Annotated in this window: 16 protein-coding genes; 9 read left to right on the top strand and 7 right to left on the bottom strand. The window is 66.0% G+C overall.

Features of this window, described 5'->3' with window-relative positions:
- Position 1: 1 nt before the first annotated feature.
- A complete protein-coding gene (locus EG854_RS10625) occupies positions 2-493 on the bottom strand; it encodes a hypothetical protein (protein WP_123288104.1) in 492 nt (163 codons plus the stop codon).
- A 160-nt stretch (positions 494-653) separates the two neighbouring features.
- Between EG854_RS10625 and EG854_RS10620 the strand changes: the two genes are divergently transcribed.
- From EG854_RS10620 to groL, 3 genes are all read left to right on the top strand, one after another.
- On the top strand, positions 654-2,192 hold the full coding sequence (locus tag EG854_RS10620; protein WP_123288103.1) for a tetratricopeptide repeat protein: 1,539 nt from the start codon (positions 654-656) through the stop codon (positions 2,190-2,192).
- A 137-nt stretch (positions 2,193-2,329) separates the two neighbouring features.
- Positions 2,330-2,617: a co-chaperone GroES gene (gene groES / locus EG854_RS10615; RefSeq protein WP_123288102.1), complete on the top strand. Its 288-nt coding sequence runs from the start codon at positions 2,330-2,332 to the stop codon at positions 2,615-2,617.
- 140 nt (positions 2,618-2,757) lie between these two features.
- On the top strand, positions 2,758-4,407 hold the full coding sequence (gene groL / locus EG854_RS10610) for a chaperonin GroEL (RefSeq protein ID WP_123288101.1): 1,650 nt from the start codon (positions 2,758-2,760) through the stop codon (positions 4,405-4,407).
- A gap of 223 nt (positions 4,408-4,630) precedes the next feature.
- On the opposite strand, the gene EG854_RS10605 is transcribed toward groL, so the two are convergent.
- The 5 genes from EG854_RS10605 to EG854_RS10585 form a co-directional block, all read right to left on the bottom strand.
- On the bottom strand, positions 4,631-5,041 hold the full coding sequence (locus EG854_RS10605) for a response regulator transcription factor (RefSeq protein WP_123288211.1): 411 nt from the start codon (positions 5,039-5,041) through the stop codon (positions 4,631-4,633).
- Positions 5,042-5,120: 79 nt separating this feature from the next.
- Entirely contained in the window at positions 5,121-5,525 is a 405-nt protein-coding gene (locus EG854_RS10600; RefSeq protein ID WP_206423401.1) for a response regulator, read from the bottom strand.
- Positions 5,526-5,560: 35 nt separating this feature from the next.
- A complete protein-coding gene (locus tag EG854_RS10595) occupies positions 5,561-5,935 on the bottom strand; it encodes a response regulator (RefSeq protein WP_123288099.1) in 375 nt (124 codons plus the stop codon).
- Positions 5,936-5,954: 19 nt separating this feature from the next.
- Positions 5,955-6,320 carry a response regulator transcription factor gene (locus EG854_RS10590; RefSeq protein WP_164462005.1) on the bottom strand — a complete coding sequence of 122 codons (366 nt, stop codon included), beginning with the start codon at positions 6,318-6,320 and terminating at the stop codon, positions 5,955-5,957.
- Positions 6,321-6,383: 63 nt separating this feature from the next.
- On the bottom strand, positions 6,384-9,086 hold the full coding sequence (locus EG854_RS10585) for a PAS domain-containing protein (RefSeq protein ID WP_164462004.1): 2,703 nt from the start codon (positions 9,084-9,086) through the stop codon (positions 6,384-6,386).
- Positions 9,087-9,203: 117 nt separating this feature from the next.
- Here EG854_RS10585 and EG854_RS10580 point away from each other — a divergent pair, with 117 nt between their 5' ends.
- Entirely contained in the window at positions 9,204-9,857 is a 654-nt protein-coding gene (locus EG854_RS10580) for a LysE family translocator (RefSeq protein WP_123288096.1), read from the top strand.
- Between the two features lie 126 nt (positions 9,858-9,983).
- Complete coding sequence (locus EG854_RS10575) at positions 9,984-10,535, top strand: CC0125/CC1285 family lipoprotein (RefSeq protein WP_123288210.1); 552 nt, start codon at positions 9,984-9,986, stop codon at positions 10,533-10,535.
- Between the two features lie 24 nt (positions 10,536-10,559).
- Here the strand turns inward: EG854_RS10575 and EG854_RS10570 are convergent, their stop codons facing one another.
- Positions 10,560-11,300: a DUF6065 family protein gene (locus EG854_RS10570; protein ID WP_123288095.1), complete on the bottom strand. Its 741-nt coding sequence runs from the start codon at positions 11,298-11,300 to the stop codon at positions 10,560-10,562.
- Positions 11,301-11,379: 79 nt separating this feature from the next.
- Between EG854_RS10570 and EG854_RS10565 the strand changes: the two genes are divergently transcribed.
- The 4 genes from EG854_RS10565 to EG854_RS10550 are packed head-to-tail and all read left to right on the top strand — an operon-like array spanning position 11,380 to position 13,801.
- Entirely contained in the window at positions 11,380-11,976 is a 597-nt protein-coding gene (locus EG854_RS10565) for a prolyl-tRNA synthetase associated domain-containing protein (protein ID WP_123288209.1), read from the top strand.
- Positions 11,977-12,891, top strand: a complete 915-nt coding sequence (trxA, locus tag EG854_RS10560; protein ID WP_123288094.1) for a thioredoxin — start codon at positions 11,977-11,979, stop codon at positions 12,889-12,891.
- A 9-nt stretch (positions 12,892-12,900) separates the two neighbouring features.
- The gene (locus EG854_RS10555; RefSeq protein WP_123288093.1) at positions 12,901-13,560 is read left to right on the top strand and encodes an LON peptidase substrate-binding domain-containing protein; all 660 of its coding nucleotides are present in this window, start codon (positions 12,901-12,903) and stop codon (positions 13,558-13,560) included.
- Positions 13,561-13,606: 46 nt separating this feature from the next.
- Positions 13,607-13,801 carry a Trm112 family protein gene (locus EG854_RS10550; RefSeq protein WP_123288092.1) on the top strand — a complete coding sequence of 65 codons (195 nt, stop codon included), beginning with the start codon at positions 13,607-13,609 and terminating at the stop codon, positions 13,799-13,801.
- Positions 13,802-13,924: the final 123 nt, after the last annotated feature.

Below are 13,924 nucleotides of genomic sequence, written 5' to 3'. Positions count from 1 at the left end.
CTTACCAGCGACGGTCGTAGCGGTAGTCGCGACGGTCATCCCGGCGGTCATCGCGACGATCGTAGCGGCGGTCGTACCGTTGGTCGTAACGCTGGTCGCGACGGTCATTGCCATAGTAGCGGGGATCACGGCTGTTGATGCCGTGCTCGCGCTCCCAGTGGCCCTGGTTCCGGTAGCAGCGGCCCCCACGATAGTAGTTACAGTCATCGCCCCGGTTGGCGGTGGCGCCGATGGCGGCCCCGGCGACAGCGCCGCCCAGAATATATTCGCCCTCGCCATTGCCGATGATGGCCCCGGCGATAGCGCCGACAGCCGCGCCCAGCAAGACATCCTCGCCGCTGGAAGAGCGGTCGCGGTCCGGATAGCGGTCATAGCGGTAGTTCTGGGCTGAGACCGGGTTGGCGACCATGAGGCCGAGCGCCAGCACACCGGCGGTCAGGGCGCCCGTCACGGCGGTGCGTTGGGCGGTGTCGGAGGTCAGGGTGCGGGTCATGGATCCGTCCTTTCGTGGAGGGTCGGGTGAAACTATGGCCCCATACTCGCGCGCCCCACCTGAACCCGATGAGAGGGGTCTGTTCATCCCGCGTTCATCGAGCGGCTCATCCCGTGTGCGGGCTTGTCTCAGAACGGCGTTCAGCGCAGGTTGCCGCGTCATGTCCTTTGCCCCGCCCCGACTTGATCCTTCGCTGCGCCGTCTGGTCACCCGGGCGCTGTCTGCCTGTGCGGCGCTGGCAGGCAGCCTGATGATCGCCGGGACCGCCCTGGCCCAGGACAGGCCGCCGTCCCCACCACCACCGCCGCCGCCCCCTCCGACGGCCGGACCGACGGATGTGCGCATCTCCAGCCCCGATGCCCTTGCCCGCGAACGTCTGCAGGCTGCCGTCGCCGCCCGCGATGCCGGGGAGGTGGCCGCCGCAGAAGCTGCCTATGTCGAGGCCGCAGCGGCGTTCGCGCAAACCGGCAAGGTCGAGGAGGCCTCGGCCGCGTGGGTCGAGGTGGCGCGCCTGCGTCTGGCGACCGATCGTGCCGCCGAGGCAGAGCAGGCCCTCGCCACCGCAGTCGCCGTCATTGAAGCGGCGCACGGCGCGGCAGATCCGGCTCTGGTCACGCCGCTGCAGATCCAGGGGCGGCTGTTCTACATTCAGGGGCGCTATGAGGCGGCGCTCGTCAATATCGCCCGGGCCCGGGCGCTGCTGGCGGACCAGACCGACACGGCGACGGTCGCCGAACTGCTGTTCGAGGAAGGCCGGGCGCTGGACGCGCTGGGCCGGTTCGCCGAGGCCGAAAGCGCGGCGCGGGTGGGGCTGGGCCTGAGGCTGGACCTGCTGGGGCCCGATGATCCGCTGACCGCCGACACCATGAACCAGTTGGCCAATGCCCTGATGGCCCAGGGGCGGTTCGTCGAGGCCGAGCCGATCTTTCGCCGGGCACTGGGCATCTATGAGGTCGCCTATGGCCGCGACAGCGACACCGTGGCGCTGGTGCTCAGCAACCTCGGAAACGTGCTGCGCCGGACCGGCCGGATGGATCAGGCCGAGGCCGCCTATGCCCGCGCCGTGGGCATTGCCGAGGGGGTGGGCGATCCCTTCCTGCTGTCGCAGCTGCTGAACAATTTCGGCTGGTATCTGCATGTGGCCGACCGGGACGTCGAGGCCCAGCCGGTGTTCGAGCGGGTGCTGGCCATGGCGGTCGAACTGGCCGGGCCCGAGCACCCCTTCACCGGCATCGCCCGCGCCAATCTGGCCATCACCCTGTCCGGTCAGGGACGCCACGCCGAGGCCCTGCCGCTGTTCGCCGAGGCGCTGGCGGTGCTGGAGCCGGGGCTGGGCGCCGACAGCCCCGATCTGGTGACAACGCTGGAAGGGCGGGCGCTGGCGCTGGCGGAGACCGGCGACGACGCCAACGCTGAGGCCCTGTACCAGCGGTCGCAGGCGATCCTGGCCGCGCGACTGGCACCGGGGCATCCGGAGGCGGTGCGGCTGGCGGGGACGATGGCGGGCTTCCTGTCGGACCGGGACCGGCCGGGTGAGGCGCTGGCGGTGCTGCGGCCGGCGCGGCGGGACCTGTTTGCGCGGAGCGGCATGGCGCTGGAGGGCGGCGATCCCCTGCGCCGGGCCGCGCCCCTGTTCGCCCAGCAGGTCCGCGCCAGCTGGGACCGGGCCGAACAGCTGGTCGACGCTGCCCCGCGCTGAGATTTTTCTCGCCCCGCAGACCCCTCAACCCTTGACGCGCCGGGGTGTCAGACCCTACCTGCAGGCCGCATTAGCACTCTCGCCCTGCGGCTGCCAAAGCCCCGGTCGGGAGACCATTCCAAAGGGAGATATCACAGATGGCGTTTCGTCCTCTCGGCGATCGCGTGCTGGTCAAGCGCGTGGAAGAAGAATCCAAGACCAAGGGTGGGATCATCATCCCCGACACCGCCAAGGAAAAGCCCCAGGAAGGCGAAGTCGTCTCCGTCGGGCCCGGCGCCCGTGACGACAGCGGCAAGGTCAATGCCCTGGAGCTGAAGGCCGGCGACCGCATCCTGTTCGGCAAATGGTCGGGCACCGAGGTCAAGATCGACGGCGAAGACCTGATCATCATGAAGGAATCGGACGTGCTGGGGGTGCTGAGCTAAGGCTCAGCCCCAGTGGCGAGTGACGAGTGGCGAGTGGCGAGACCGGTCCAGCGTGACCCCGCCGCTCAGACCTGACCTCGATCATCCTCGCCACACACCACTCGTCACTCACCACTCACTACTTCAAAGGAGCTGCCTCCATGGCTGCCAAGATCGTACAGTTCAACACCGATGCGCGCGACAAGATGCTGCGCGGCGTCAACGTCCTCGCCAATGCCGTCAAGGTCACCCTGGGGCCCAAGGGCCGCAATGTGGTCATCCAGAAATCGTTCGGCGCCCCGCGCTCGACCAAGGACGGCGTCTCGGTCGCCAAGGAAATCGAGCTGGAAGACGCCTTCGAGAACATGGGCGCCCAGATGATCCGCGAGGTCGCCTCCAAGACCAATGACAAGGCCGGTGACGGCACCACCACCGCCACGGTGCTGGCCCAGTCGATCGTGCAGGAAGGCCTCAAGTCCGTCGCCGCCGGCATGAACCCGATGGATCTGAAGCGCGGCATCGACAAGGCGGTCACCGCCGTCCTCGCCGAAATCAAGGCCACCTCCAAAAAGGTCTCGGCCAATTCCGAGATCGCCCAGGTCGGCACCATCTCCGCCAATGGCGATGTCGAAGTCGGCGAAATGATCGCCAAGGCGATGGACAAGGTCGGCAATGAAGGCGTCATCACGGTTGAAGAAGCCAAGACCGCCGAAACCGAGCTGGACGTCGTCGAAGGCATGCAGTTCGATCGCGGCTATCTGAGCCCCTACTTCATCACCAATGCCGACAAGATGGAGGCCGACCTCGAGGAGCCGCTGATCCTGCTCCACGAGAAGAAGCTCTCCAGCCTGCAGGCCATGCTGCCGATCCTGGAAGCCGTGGTGCAGTCGGGCCGTCCGCTGGTCATCATCGCCGAGGACATCGAGGGCGAGGCCCTGGCCACCCTGGTGGTCAACAAGCTGCGCGGTGGCCTGCGCGTCGCCGCCGTCAAGGCGCCGGGCTTCGGCGATCGCCGCAAGGCCATGCTGGAGGACATCGCTGTCCTGACCGGCGGCCAGGTGATCTCGGAAGACCTGGGCATCAAGCTGGAAAACGTCACCCTGGACATGCTGGGCAAGGCCAAGAAGGTCACCATCACCAAGGACGACACCACCATCGTCGACGGCGTGGGTGAGAAGGACGCCATCGAGGCCCGCATCGCCCAGATCAAGCGCCAGATCGAGGACACCACCTCGGACTACGACAAGGAAAAGCTGCAGGAACGTCTGGCCAAGCTGGCCGGCGGCGTCGCGGTCATCCGCGTCGGCGGCTCGACCGAGGTCGAGGTCAAGGAGAAGAAGGACCGCGTCGACGACGCCCTGAACGCCACCCGCGCTGCGGTGGAAGAAGGCATCGTCCCGGGCGGTGGTATCGCCCTGCTCAAGGCCACCAAGGCCCTTGAAGGCCTGACCGGCGACAACGCCGACCAGACCGCCGGTATCGCCATCATCCGTCGCGCCATCCAGGCCCCGATCCGCCAGATCGTCGAAAACGCCGGCGTCGAAGGCTCGATCGTGGTCGGCAAGGTGCTGGAGAACAAGGACCCCTCGTTCGGCTTCAACGCCCAGACCGAGGAATATGGTGACCTGGTGAAGATGGGCGTCATCGACCCCGCCAAGGTGGTCCGCACCGCCCTGCAGGACGCGGCCTCGGTCGCCGGCATCCTGATCACCACCGAAGCCGCTGTGGCGGACGCTCCGAAGAAGAACTCGGGCGGCGGCGGTGCCCCCGACATGGGCGGCATGGGCGGCATGGGCGGCATGGACTTTTAAGTCCACGCTCGGGGCGGGCGTCAGCCCGCCTCAGCCAGCCTTGTCCTCCCCGCCTTGAGCCGGGACAGAAGAGGGCGCTCCCGGAAACGGGGGCGCCTTTTTGGCTGTCCAGATTTGTAGTGGCTGGCCCGGAGCGTTGCGCACGGGTGTCTCCGCTCGAAGCGGATGCCCGAAGAGAGCGGTTCGTTCGCCAGAAAGGAATGCGGATACGCCCTTGTTGCCGCTAGGCGAACTCATATCCCATTCGGATATTGTTGCTCTGTGACCTCTGGAGCAAACGGTCCACCCGCAGGATCAACTTGTCGGGCCGGAACGGCTTCGTAAGATAGTCGGACGCGCCGTTCGTGATCGCGCGGCGGACATCGGTCTCGCTTCTGGCCGCCGTCAGCATCAAGACCGACACCTGGCTGTGAAAGCGGTCAGCCTTCAAGGTTCTTAGGACGGTGAAGCCGTCGAGCACGGGCATGCCGACGTCCAGGATCACCAGATCAGGACAAATCTCATCGGCCTGCAACAGCGCCTCTTCGCCATTCTGGGCCAGGGTGATCGCCAGCCCTCGCCCTTCCAGGGTCTGACGGATCAAGGCGGCCAGATAGCGGTCATCCTCGGCAACGAGAATGCGGGGCTTGATCACGGGATACTCCGACGACGACAACTACTTCCGGGCCGGGGTCGAACCTACCGAGTTGGGGTAAACGTCGCGTTGAGCCGGATCAGATCGGCCGATGGGCTCGGGTGTAGTCGTCGACCCAGGTCAGAGAGGGCTGATCGAGAAGGTCGCAGACCATGTCCGCCAGGGTGTCCGGCTTAACAGGCTTGCAGACATAGCCCGAGGCGCCGGCCTGCTTGGCGCGAACGATGTTCTCGGTCTCGTGCGACGCGGTGAACACCAGGATGCGCACCTGCTGCCAGGCGCTCGTCGCCCGGAAATGTCGCAGAACTTCCAAGCCGGAAATATCCGGAAGGCCGAGGTCCAGCAACACGAGCTCCGGCGCGGGCTCTGCCATCTTGGCCAAGGCGGCCGCGCCGGTCGCGGCCACGCTCACACGGCGACCGTCCCGCCCCAGCAGTGCTTCGGCCATCTTCTGGATGAAGGGGTCGTCGTCAACGACCAGCACTCGTGCGCCTCGCGAACCATGGCCCCCAGGTCGGATCATGCGGGAAGAAGATCTCGCACGGACTGAATCAGGCGGTCGCCCATAACGGGCTTCTGGAGCCAAGTCGCTGCGAGGCCCGATGCTGACGATTGGCTCTCTGCCAGAGACCAGGCCGTCACCATCAAGACGGGTGTGTTTCCGATCTCGTCGTCGATCCGAAGGGCCCGCAGCGCTTCGCCTCCGGAGCCTCCCGGCATGGCGAAATCCATTACGACCACTGACGGTCGAAGAGCCCGCGCCTTCTGAAGACCGTCGGAGGCACTGGTGGCGAGGGCCACTCGATAACCAGCGCCTTCCAAATGAACGCGCGTGATTTCGCGCATGACCGGGTCGTCATCGACCACCAGGATCAACGCGGCAGTTCCCATCATTTGCTCCGAGCTCCAGGCGTCAAGCCGCCAAGGCCGTCCAGTTGTCTATAAGCTGCTGTGCGGTGAAAGGTTTCGCGAGTTGACCCGTGGCGCCGAACGTCGACGCCAGTTTCAGGTAGAAGCCCGCTCCGAGTCGACCGCCGCCGGTGACGGCGAGGACGCGCATAAGTGGGGCCACCTCGGAAAGCTTCTGGAGCACTTCGACGCCGTCCACCTCTGGCAAAATGAGGTCGAGCACCATGGTGGCATCTGGGTAGCGGCTCGCCAGGTCCAACGCCTGGCGTCCGTCTTGAGCGTTCAGAATTTGGATGTTGGCCTGCGACAGAGCGGCAGAGATTTCTGCGGACCAGAAGGGGTCGTCCTCGACCACGATGCACTTGGACAAAACCAACCTCGAATAAGGGTTTGGAATAGCTCCCCGGCCACACACCGTTACGTAACACAACCCTCATGTATGTTCTACAGCTCGAAGCACGGCCTGAATGAGAGCAGGCAAACTCTCGACGGCGCTTCCGTCTTCGCGGCATTGTTTGGCGGCGGACTCCAGTTGAAATGCCGCCGTCGAGACGTCGGCGAAGCCCAGACTTCCCGCCGTTCCCGCGATGGAGTGGGTGTAAGCCGCGATGGCGGCGACCCCCGCTTCGGAAGGCATGGCCAGCATGCGGGAATACTCAGTGGCGAAGGTCTTCATTTGCTCGCGATAGCGTTCCTTGAGTGCGGCCAAGGGGTCCGCCCCATGCGGGGTTGTCGGGCTCGACGGCGGAGGGACGGCCATGCGGCACACGCGGTCCAGCGTTTCGCCCAGCACCTCCGGCTTGATCGGCTTTGCGAGGTGATCGTCCATACCGGCCGCACGGCAGGCCTCGATCTGATCGGCCAGGACATTGGCCGTCAGGGCGACGATCGGGACGTTGGCCGCCTCGGGCATCCTGCGGATACGCCGGGTGGCTTCCAGACCGTCCATCCCGGGCATTTGGACGTCCATGAGAATAAGGTCGAAAGCCGGATCGGCCCGCAAGCGTTCGAGTGCCGCTTCCCCGGAAGCCGCGCAAGTCACATCGTGTCCGACGCCGGCGACAAGGATTTCGATAAGCTCAAGATTGGTCGGAACATCGTCTACCGCGAGGATGCGCAGCTTGCGTTCGGAACGCTGCCGAGCTGAACGGAGTGGAAGCGAAACGGGCTGATCCGCGCTCGGCTTGTAGGGCAAGGAGAAGATGGCCGTGGTGCCCACGTCCGGCTCGCTTTCCAGCGTGACATCCCCATTCATCAGGCGTGCCAGCGAACGACTGATGTTGAGGCCGAGCCCTGTCCCGCCAAAGCGGCGCCCAACGGATGCGTCAGCCTGAGTAAAGCCGTCGAACAGACGGCTCATGGCTTCGGCCGAGATACCGATGCCCGTATCCACGACCCTGAACTCCAGCCAATCCTGTCGCCGACGCACCTCCAGCCGCACCGAGCCTGCATGGGTGAATTTCGCGGCATTCCCGATCAGGTTCAGGAGGACTTGCCGGGTTCTCTGTTCGTCGCCGATGACGCGATCGGCAAGGCCGCCGTCATAGTCGATGTCGAGGTGCAGCCGCCCGGCGATGCTTGCGCGAGTGAGATCGACGATTTCCGTCGCCATGGCGCGTAGGTCGAACGGGCGCGCCTCGATCGTCATGTTGCCGGACTCGATCTTCGAGAAGTCGAGGATGTCGTCGATGAGAGCCGACAGGCCCTTTCCGGCCGTGCGAATGCGGTCGACGTAACGCTTTTGGTCGGTATCCAGAACGGTGTTGGCCAGAACCTCGGCAAATCCGATCACGCCGTTCAAAGGTGTCCTGATCTCATGACTCATGTTGGCGAGGAACTCGGCCTTGGCCGTGGCTGCGCTCTCGGCAGCAACCCGCGCCTCTGCCAGCGCCACCTCGCGTTCACGCCGCTCGGTCACGTCGCGCACCGAATCGGTGATCTGAATGACCTTGCCGGCCTCGTCCCGATGAAACCGGGGCCGCGCTTCGAGCCAGCGGCTTCGACCGTCCTTGGAACGGACGCGATACTCGACGGTCAGAGCGGACTTCGACCTGGCCGCAGCGGCGAACTCGGAAGCGACACGAGCCTGGTCTTCGGGGGCGATAAGGTCATAGGGCGTCTTTCCCAAGAGCTCGTCCGGCAGATAGCCGAGCAGTTCCGTAATGGACGGTGACAGGTAAGTGAACCTTCCGTCAGCTCCATACACTGCGATCACATCGCTGGCGTGGTCGGCGAGCAGTCGGTAGCGCCGCTCCTGCTCCACGGCTTCGGCGATGACGCGCCGCTCGTCAGTCAGGTCCTTGAAGACGCCGATGAAGCCCCTCACATGACCGTTGGGGTCCTTCTGACAGGCCGCCACCGAGCGGACGTTCCGAAGGGTGCCATCCCGTCGTTGTATCGTCGCGTCGAAATCCCATCCCTTTCCCGCTGCGGCGTTCTCGGCGAGAAGGGTTTCGACCATCTGGCGGTCGCCGTCGACGTAGAAGGCCAGCGCGTCGTCAAGGCCGGGTCGGTAGTTCTCATCGTCGACCCCATGGATCGCATAGACCTGAGGCGACCAGAACACAGCCCCCGTATCCGTGTTCAAGGTCCAGTAGCCCGTCAGAGACAGCTTCTCCGCGAGGTCGAGCACCTGATGGCGCTCCTCCAAGGCCTTGCGGGCCTTGGACAGCTCGATCTGGTCCACCACCATCTTGGCCAGAGAGGCCAAATGCGCCAAATCGGCCTCCGAGGGCCTGGTGCGCGGCTGGGTGTCGATGACGCAAAGAGTACCGAGGTTGGCCCCTTCCTTTGTGGTCAAGGTCGCTCCGGCGTAGAAGCGGATGTTCGGCTCGCCTGTGACGAGGGGATTATCGACGAAGCGCCGGTCTTTGGTCGCGTCCTCGACCACCATGACTTGATCCGCTCCAAGCTGGATCGCGTGATGGCAAAACGCCCAGTCCCGCGTCGTCTGCCGAACGTCGAGGCCGATGCATGCCTTGAACCACTGTCGGTCTGTATCGACGAGAGACACTAGAGCGATCGGCGCATCAAAATATGCCGCCGCCATCCCAGCGACACGATCGAACCGCTCTTCAGCCTCCGTATCAAGCACCGCATGTTCATGAAGCGCGCGAACTCTCGAGATCTCGTCCACCGTCGCAGTCCTCCTTGGCGCGGCGAGCATAGGTCCCAATCCCAGAATGAAACATTACCCGGGATCAACAGCAACAACGCCCCTTGACCGCACCCGCACCCTCATCCATCGGGCGGCATGACCTATGCCTTGCCCGTCGATCCTGAGCGGTATGCGGCCTTTCTGGGGGTGATGGCGGTGCTGGCGGTGACACCGGGGCCGGCCAATCTGTTCTCGATCGCCAATGGCATGGCGCGCGGGCGGCGGGCCGTGGTGGTCGGGGTGCTGGGCATGAGTCTGGCGACGCTGGTGTGGTTCACGGCGGCGGCGCTGGGGCTGGGGGCGCTGGTGCTGGCCTTTCCCGCCGCCTTCCGGGTGATCGCCGTGGGCGGGGCGCTGTATGTGGCCTGGCTGGGCGGCAAGGCCCTGTGGGGGGCTGTGCGGGGGCCAAAGGGGAGTGAGGTGCCGGGCAGGCCTGAGCGGCCCAACCTGACGCTGGGGCGCAGCGCGTTCTTTGATGGCTTCATGGTGCAGCTGGCCAATCCCAAGGCGGTGCTGTTCTTTACCGCCGTGCTGCCGCCGTTTCTGGATCTGGGGCGGCCGCTGGGGCCGCAGCTGGCGCTGTTCGCCCTGGCGACCATCGGCATGGATATGATCACCATGAATGCCTACGGCCTGGGCGGGGCGGCGCTGGCGCGGCGGATGACGGCGCCGGGGTTCCGGCGGGGGTTTGATGCCGCGGTCGGGGTGCTGTTGCTGGCGGCGGCGGTGCTGATCGGGCTGAGGCTATAGACGGAACCGGGGGCGTTCAGGCGTCGTTCAGGTGGAAAGCGCCTGGCTGGGCCACAGCCAACCTCTTGTTTTGGATGACGGGTGAGCGCACCTGTTATGCGGACGCCCTCGCTTTCGGAGATGGACATGACCCTTCGTACGACTAATCGCCGACCCGCCCTGTTTGCGGTGGCCGCAAGCGCCCTGGCCCTGACGGTCGCGGCCTGTGCCACACCGACCCCCTATGGCCCCATGCAGCCCGGACGCGCCGGCGGCTATGCCGAGCAGCGGCTGGAGGCCAACCGCTTCCGCGTGGCCTTTGCCGGGAACTCGGTGACCTCACGCGAGCAGGTCGAGATGTCGCTGCTGCTGCGCGCCGCCGAGCTGACGGTGCAGGAGGGCTTTGACTGGTTCGCCACGGTCGAGCGGGCCACGGATCGCGACACCCGCTATGTCGGCGGACGGGACCCCTTCTATGACCCCTATTACCGGGGCTGGAACCCCTATTGGCGCTTCTATCGCGGCGGCAGCTGGAGCCGGTTCGACCCGTACTGGAACGACATCAATGTGCGCCAGATCGACCGGTTCGAGGCGACCTCGGAGATCATCATGGGCCGGGGACCCAAGCCGGCGGGCGACCCCAATGCCTTTGACGCGCGCGATGTGATCGCCAACATCGCCCCGCGCGTGACGCGCTAGGGACAGGGACGCGCCCCGGCCGGGTCAGCCCAGCCGGGGTGTTTTCAGGCGCCGCTTGTTGGAGTGGGTCTCGGGCGCATTGCCGAGCGCCTCGGGGATCTCACCCTTGAAGTAGTAGCGCTGCCAGGCCTCCCTGGCGGCTTCCGGGTCGCCGCGGGCCAGCCGCTGGTTGAAGTCGGTGCGCTGGCGGTTCCACGCCTCGAACTGGTCCTTCATGCCGGGGTTGGACTCCAGCGAGCGGATCACGGGCTGGAAGTCCTCAACCTTGCGCGCCTCGATCAGGGTGATGAAGCAGAACGGTTCGCCGCGCTCGAAGGTGATGCTGCCCGGGCGGGTGAAGATCCAGTTCATGGTGAAGGGGAAGGGCAGCCAGTCGGTCTCGATCAGGCCGGTCAGGGCCTGAATGCCGTCCTTGACATGGTTGGGCGAGCCGGTGGCCATCATCTGCCAGCCCGGCGGGGTGCGGAACATATACTGGGGATGCATCGTCAGCACGCCGCGCGAGAAGTGCGAGGTGACGAAGTGGCTGAGGTCGGAATTGACCCGCTCGGGCGTGATGCGGAGGTCTTCCTGACGCGGGCCGCCGTTCCACTCGGCCGTGAAGCCGACCGGGCACAGGATCTCCCAGCCCGTGGTGTTGGCCATGGTCAGCGGCAGGCAGCGGTAGGGGTGGCGGCTGGCAAAGGCGTCCATCCAGGCGCGCGACTGTCGCCCCGGCACCATGTCCGGCGGCCGCGCCGTCATCGGATAGCACTCCAGTTCCACCTTGGACCTCCGGTTCAGATTGCCTCAGCCCCTCTCCTATCCGGTGGCCCTGTACGCGGTCAAAACCTATGATGGCGAGATGAGCCTTCCTGCCCCCTTTGACCGTGACCGCCTGCTGGCCTGGATGGCCGAGGCGGGACTTGCGCCGCGCACCCATGACCACCCGGCGGTGTTCCGGGTCGACCAGGGCTACGACATCAAGGCGGCCCTGCCCGGGGCCCACACCAAGAACCTGTTCCTGAAGGGCCGGGGCGGCCGGCTGTGGCTGGTCAGCGCGCGGCAGGACACGACGATCGACCTGAAGCGACTGGCAAAGCGGCTGGGCTCGGACCGGCTGTCGTTCGCCTCCGAAGAGGCCATGGGAGAGACGCTGGGGGTGACGCCGGGGTCGGTGACGGCGCTGGGTCTGGTCAATGACACGGAGCGGCGGGTGCAGTTCGTGCTGGACCGGGCCCTGTGGACCGCGGAGGTGGTCAATTTCCACCCCCTGACCAATACGGCGACGACGGCGCTGGACCAGACGGATTTCCGGCGTTTCCTCGACCTGCTGGAACGGACCCCCCTGATCGTCGATTTCTCCGGGGAAGAGGGACCGCGCATCGTTGACCCGGTTGCCAATCCCGTGCCCCATGACCATGTGGCGGGGAACACCCCGCCCCCTTCTGAGGAAGCCTGAATGTCCCTGATCGATCCCGCCCGACCGAACGGCCACACCAACACCGACGACCTGATCGTCGAGGGCTCGGATGCGGAGTTCATGAAACAGGTGGTCGAGGCGTCGAAGAGCCGCCCGGTCATCGTCGACTTCTGGGCGACCTGGTGCGGACCGTGCCGCCAGCTGACGCCGATGCTGGAAAAGGCCGTGCGGGCCGCCGCCGGCGCCGTGGCGCTGGTCAAGATCGATGTCGACAAGAACCCGGCCTATGCGGGCCAGCTGCGGGTGCAGTCGATCCCGACCGTCTATGCCTTTGTCGACGGCAAGCCGGTGGACGGATTCCAGGGCGCGGTGCCCGAGAGCCAGCTGAAGGCCTTTATCGACAAGCTGACCGGCGGCAAGGGCGGCAATTCCGACGTCGATCAACTGTTGTCTCTGGGAGCCGAGTCCCTGTCTCTGGACGATCTGGGCGGCGCGGCCCAGGCCTTTGCCCAGGTGCTGACGCTGGAGCCGGACAATCCCAAGGCCATCGCCGGGATGGCGCGGGTCTATCTGGCGGACGACGACCGGGATCAAGCGATCCAGACCCTGGCCATGGCGGGTCCGAACTCGACCGACCCGGATATCCAGAGCGTGCGCGCGCAGCTGGCCCTCGGGGCACAGGTGGCGGACGACAGCGAGGTCGAGGCCCTCAAGGCGAAGATTGCCGCCGACCCGTCGGATCATCAGGCGCGCTTTGATCTGGCCGGTGTACTGGCGGCCCAGGGGGATCTGGCCGGAGCGGTCGACCAGCTGCTGGATATCGTCAAGGCCGACCGCGAGTGGAACGATCAGGCGGCCCGCAAGCAACTGTTGACCGTGTTCGAGGCCGCGGGTCTGAATTCCGACGTGGCGAAGGACGGGCGTCGTCGCCTGTCTTCGCTGCTGTTCGCCTAGGGCGGCGCGGTGGCCCAGGGCATCGTCAAGGCTGGAGACCTGCCGCAGGTCATCCCCGTCTTTCCGCTGAACGGGGCGGTCCTGCTGGCGCGCGGGCAGCTGCCGCTCAATATCTTCGAGCCGCGCTATCTGAACATGATCGATGACGCCATGGCCGGCGACCGGATGGTCGGCATGGTGCAGACCACAGGTGGACCGGCGGACAACCCCACGCTGGCCCCGGTCGGCTGCGTCGGCCGGATCACCAATTTCGCCGAGACGCCGGACGGTCGCTATATGATCACCCTGACCGGCATCTGTCGGTTTCGGATCGCCGAAGAGATTCCGGCCCGCTCCCCCTATCGACAGGTGCGCGCGGATTTTCAGGCCTATGCCGCCGATCTGATACCGGCGCCGTCCAGTGCCGAGATCGGTCGCCCCGGTCTGCTTGAGGCGCTGCGCCTGTTTCTGGAGCACCGGGGGCTCGAGATCGACTGGGACACGGCGCGGGACGCCCCGGCCGAGGCGCTGGTGAACAGCCTTTGCATGGCCCTGCCGTTCGAGGTGGCCGAGAAACAGGCCCTGGTCGAGGCGATGGACCTGACCGCGCGGGCCCGGGCCCTGACCACCCTGCTGAGCATCAATGCGGCCGACAGCGGGGACGAGGACACGCCGCCCTCGCTGCAATAGGTCGCATCCGTCTGGACGGGGCCGCCACCGCTTCTATGATCGGCGCATGAGCGACAGTTTCAACACCCCCTCGACCGTCGATCCGCGCCTGCTTGAGGTGCTGGTCTGCCCCGTGACGCGGGGCACGCTCGCCTATGACCGCGCCCGTCAGGAGCTGGTGTCCAAGGGCGCCAAACTGGCCTTTCCGATCCGTGACGGCGTGCCGATCCTGCTGGTCGGCGAAGCGCGCGCGCTGGACTAGGACGAATCGACATTCAGCGCATCCAGAGCATGGAGGCAGCGATGTGGACGAAGGCCAGGTAGTGGCTGGCGAGCCTGTCGAAGCGTGTCGCGAAGCGGCGGAAGTGCTTGAGCTTGTTGAAGC

The sequence above is a fragment of the Brevundimonas halotolerans genome, assembly GCF_003730275.1.
GTDB lineage: Bacteria > Pseudomonadota > Alphaproteobacteria > Caulobacterales > Caulobacteraceae > Brevundimonas > Brevundimonas halotolerans.
Note: the sequence above shows the minus strand (reverse complement) of the source record. Positions and strands in the feature narration are given on the sequence as shown.

Bases quoted from the DNA above. Each gene is read 5' to 3' on its own strand.
- EG854_RS10625 (WP_123288104.1), bottom strand. From the start codon at position 493: ATGACCCGCACCCTGACCTCCGACACCGCCCAACGCACCGCCGTGACG.
- EG854_RS10620 (WP_123288103.1), top strand. From the start codon at position 654: ATGTCCTTTGCCCCGCCCCGACTTGATCCTTCGCTGCGCCGTCTGGTC.
- groES (WP_123288102.1), top strand. From the start codon at position 2,330: ATGGCGTTTCGTCCTCTCGGCGATCGCGTGCTGGTCAAGCGCGTGGAA.
- groL (WP_123288101.1), top strand. From the start codon at position 2,758: ATGGCTGCCAAGATCGTACAGTTCAACACCGATGCGCGCGACAAGATG.
- EG854_RS10595 (WP_123288099.1), bottom strand. From the start codon at position 5,935: ATGATGGGAACTGCCGCGTTGATCCTGGTGGTCGATGACGACCCGGTC.
- EG854_RS10580 (WP_123288096.1), top strand. From the start codon at position 9,204: ATGACCTATGCCTTGCCCGTCGATCCTGAGCGGTATGCGGCCTTTCTG.
- EG854_RS10575 (WP_123288210.1), top strand. From the start codon at position 9,984: ATGACCCTTCGTACGACTAATCGCCGACCCGCCCTGTTTGCGGTGGCC.
- EG854_RS10565 (WP_123288209.1), top strand. From the start codon at position 11,380: ATGAGCCTTCCTGCCCCCTTTGACCGTGACCGCCTGCTGGCCTGGATG.
- trxA (WP_123288094.1), top strand. From the start codon at position 11,977: ATGTCCCTGATCGATCCCGCCCGACCGAACGGCCACACCAACACCGAC.
- EG854_RS10550 (WP_123288092.1), top strand. From the start codon at position 13,607: ATGAGCGACAGTTTCAACACCCCCTCGACCGTCGATCCGCGCCTGCTT.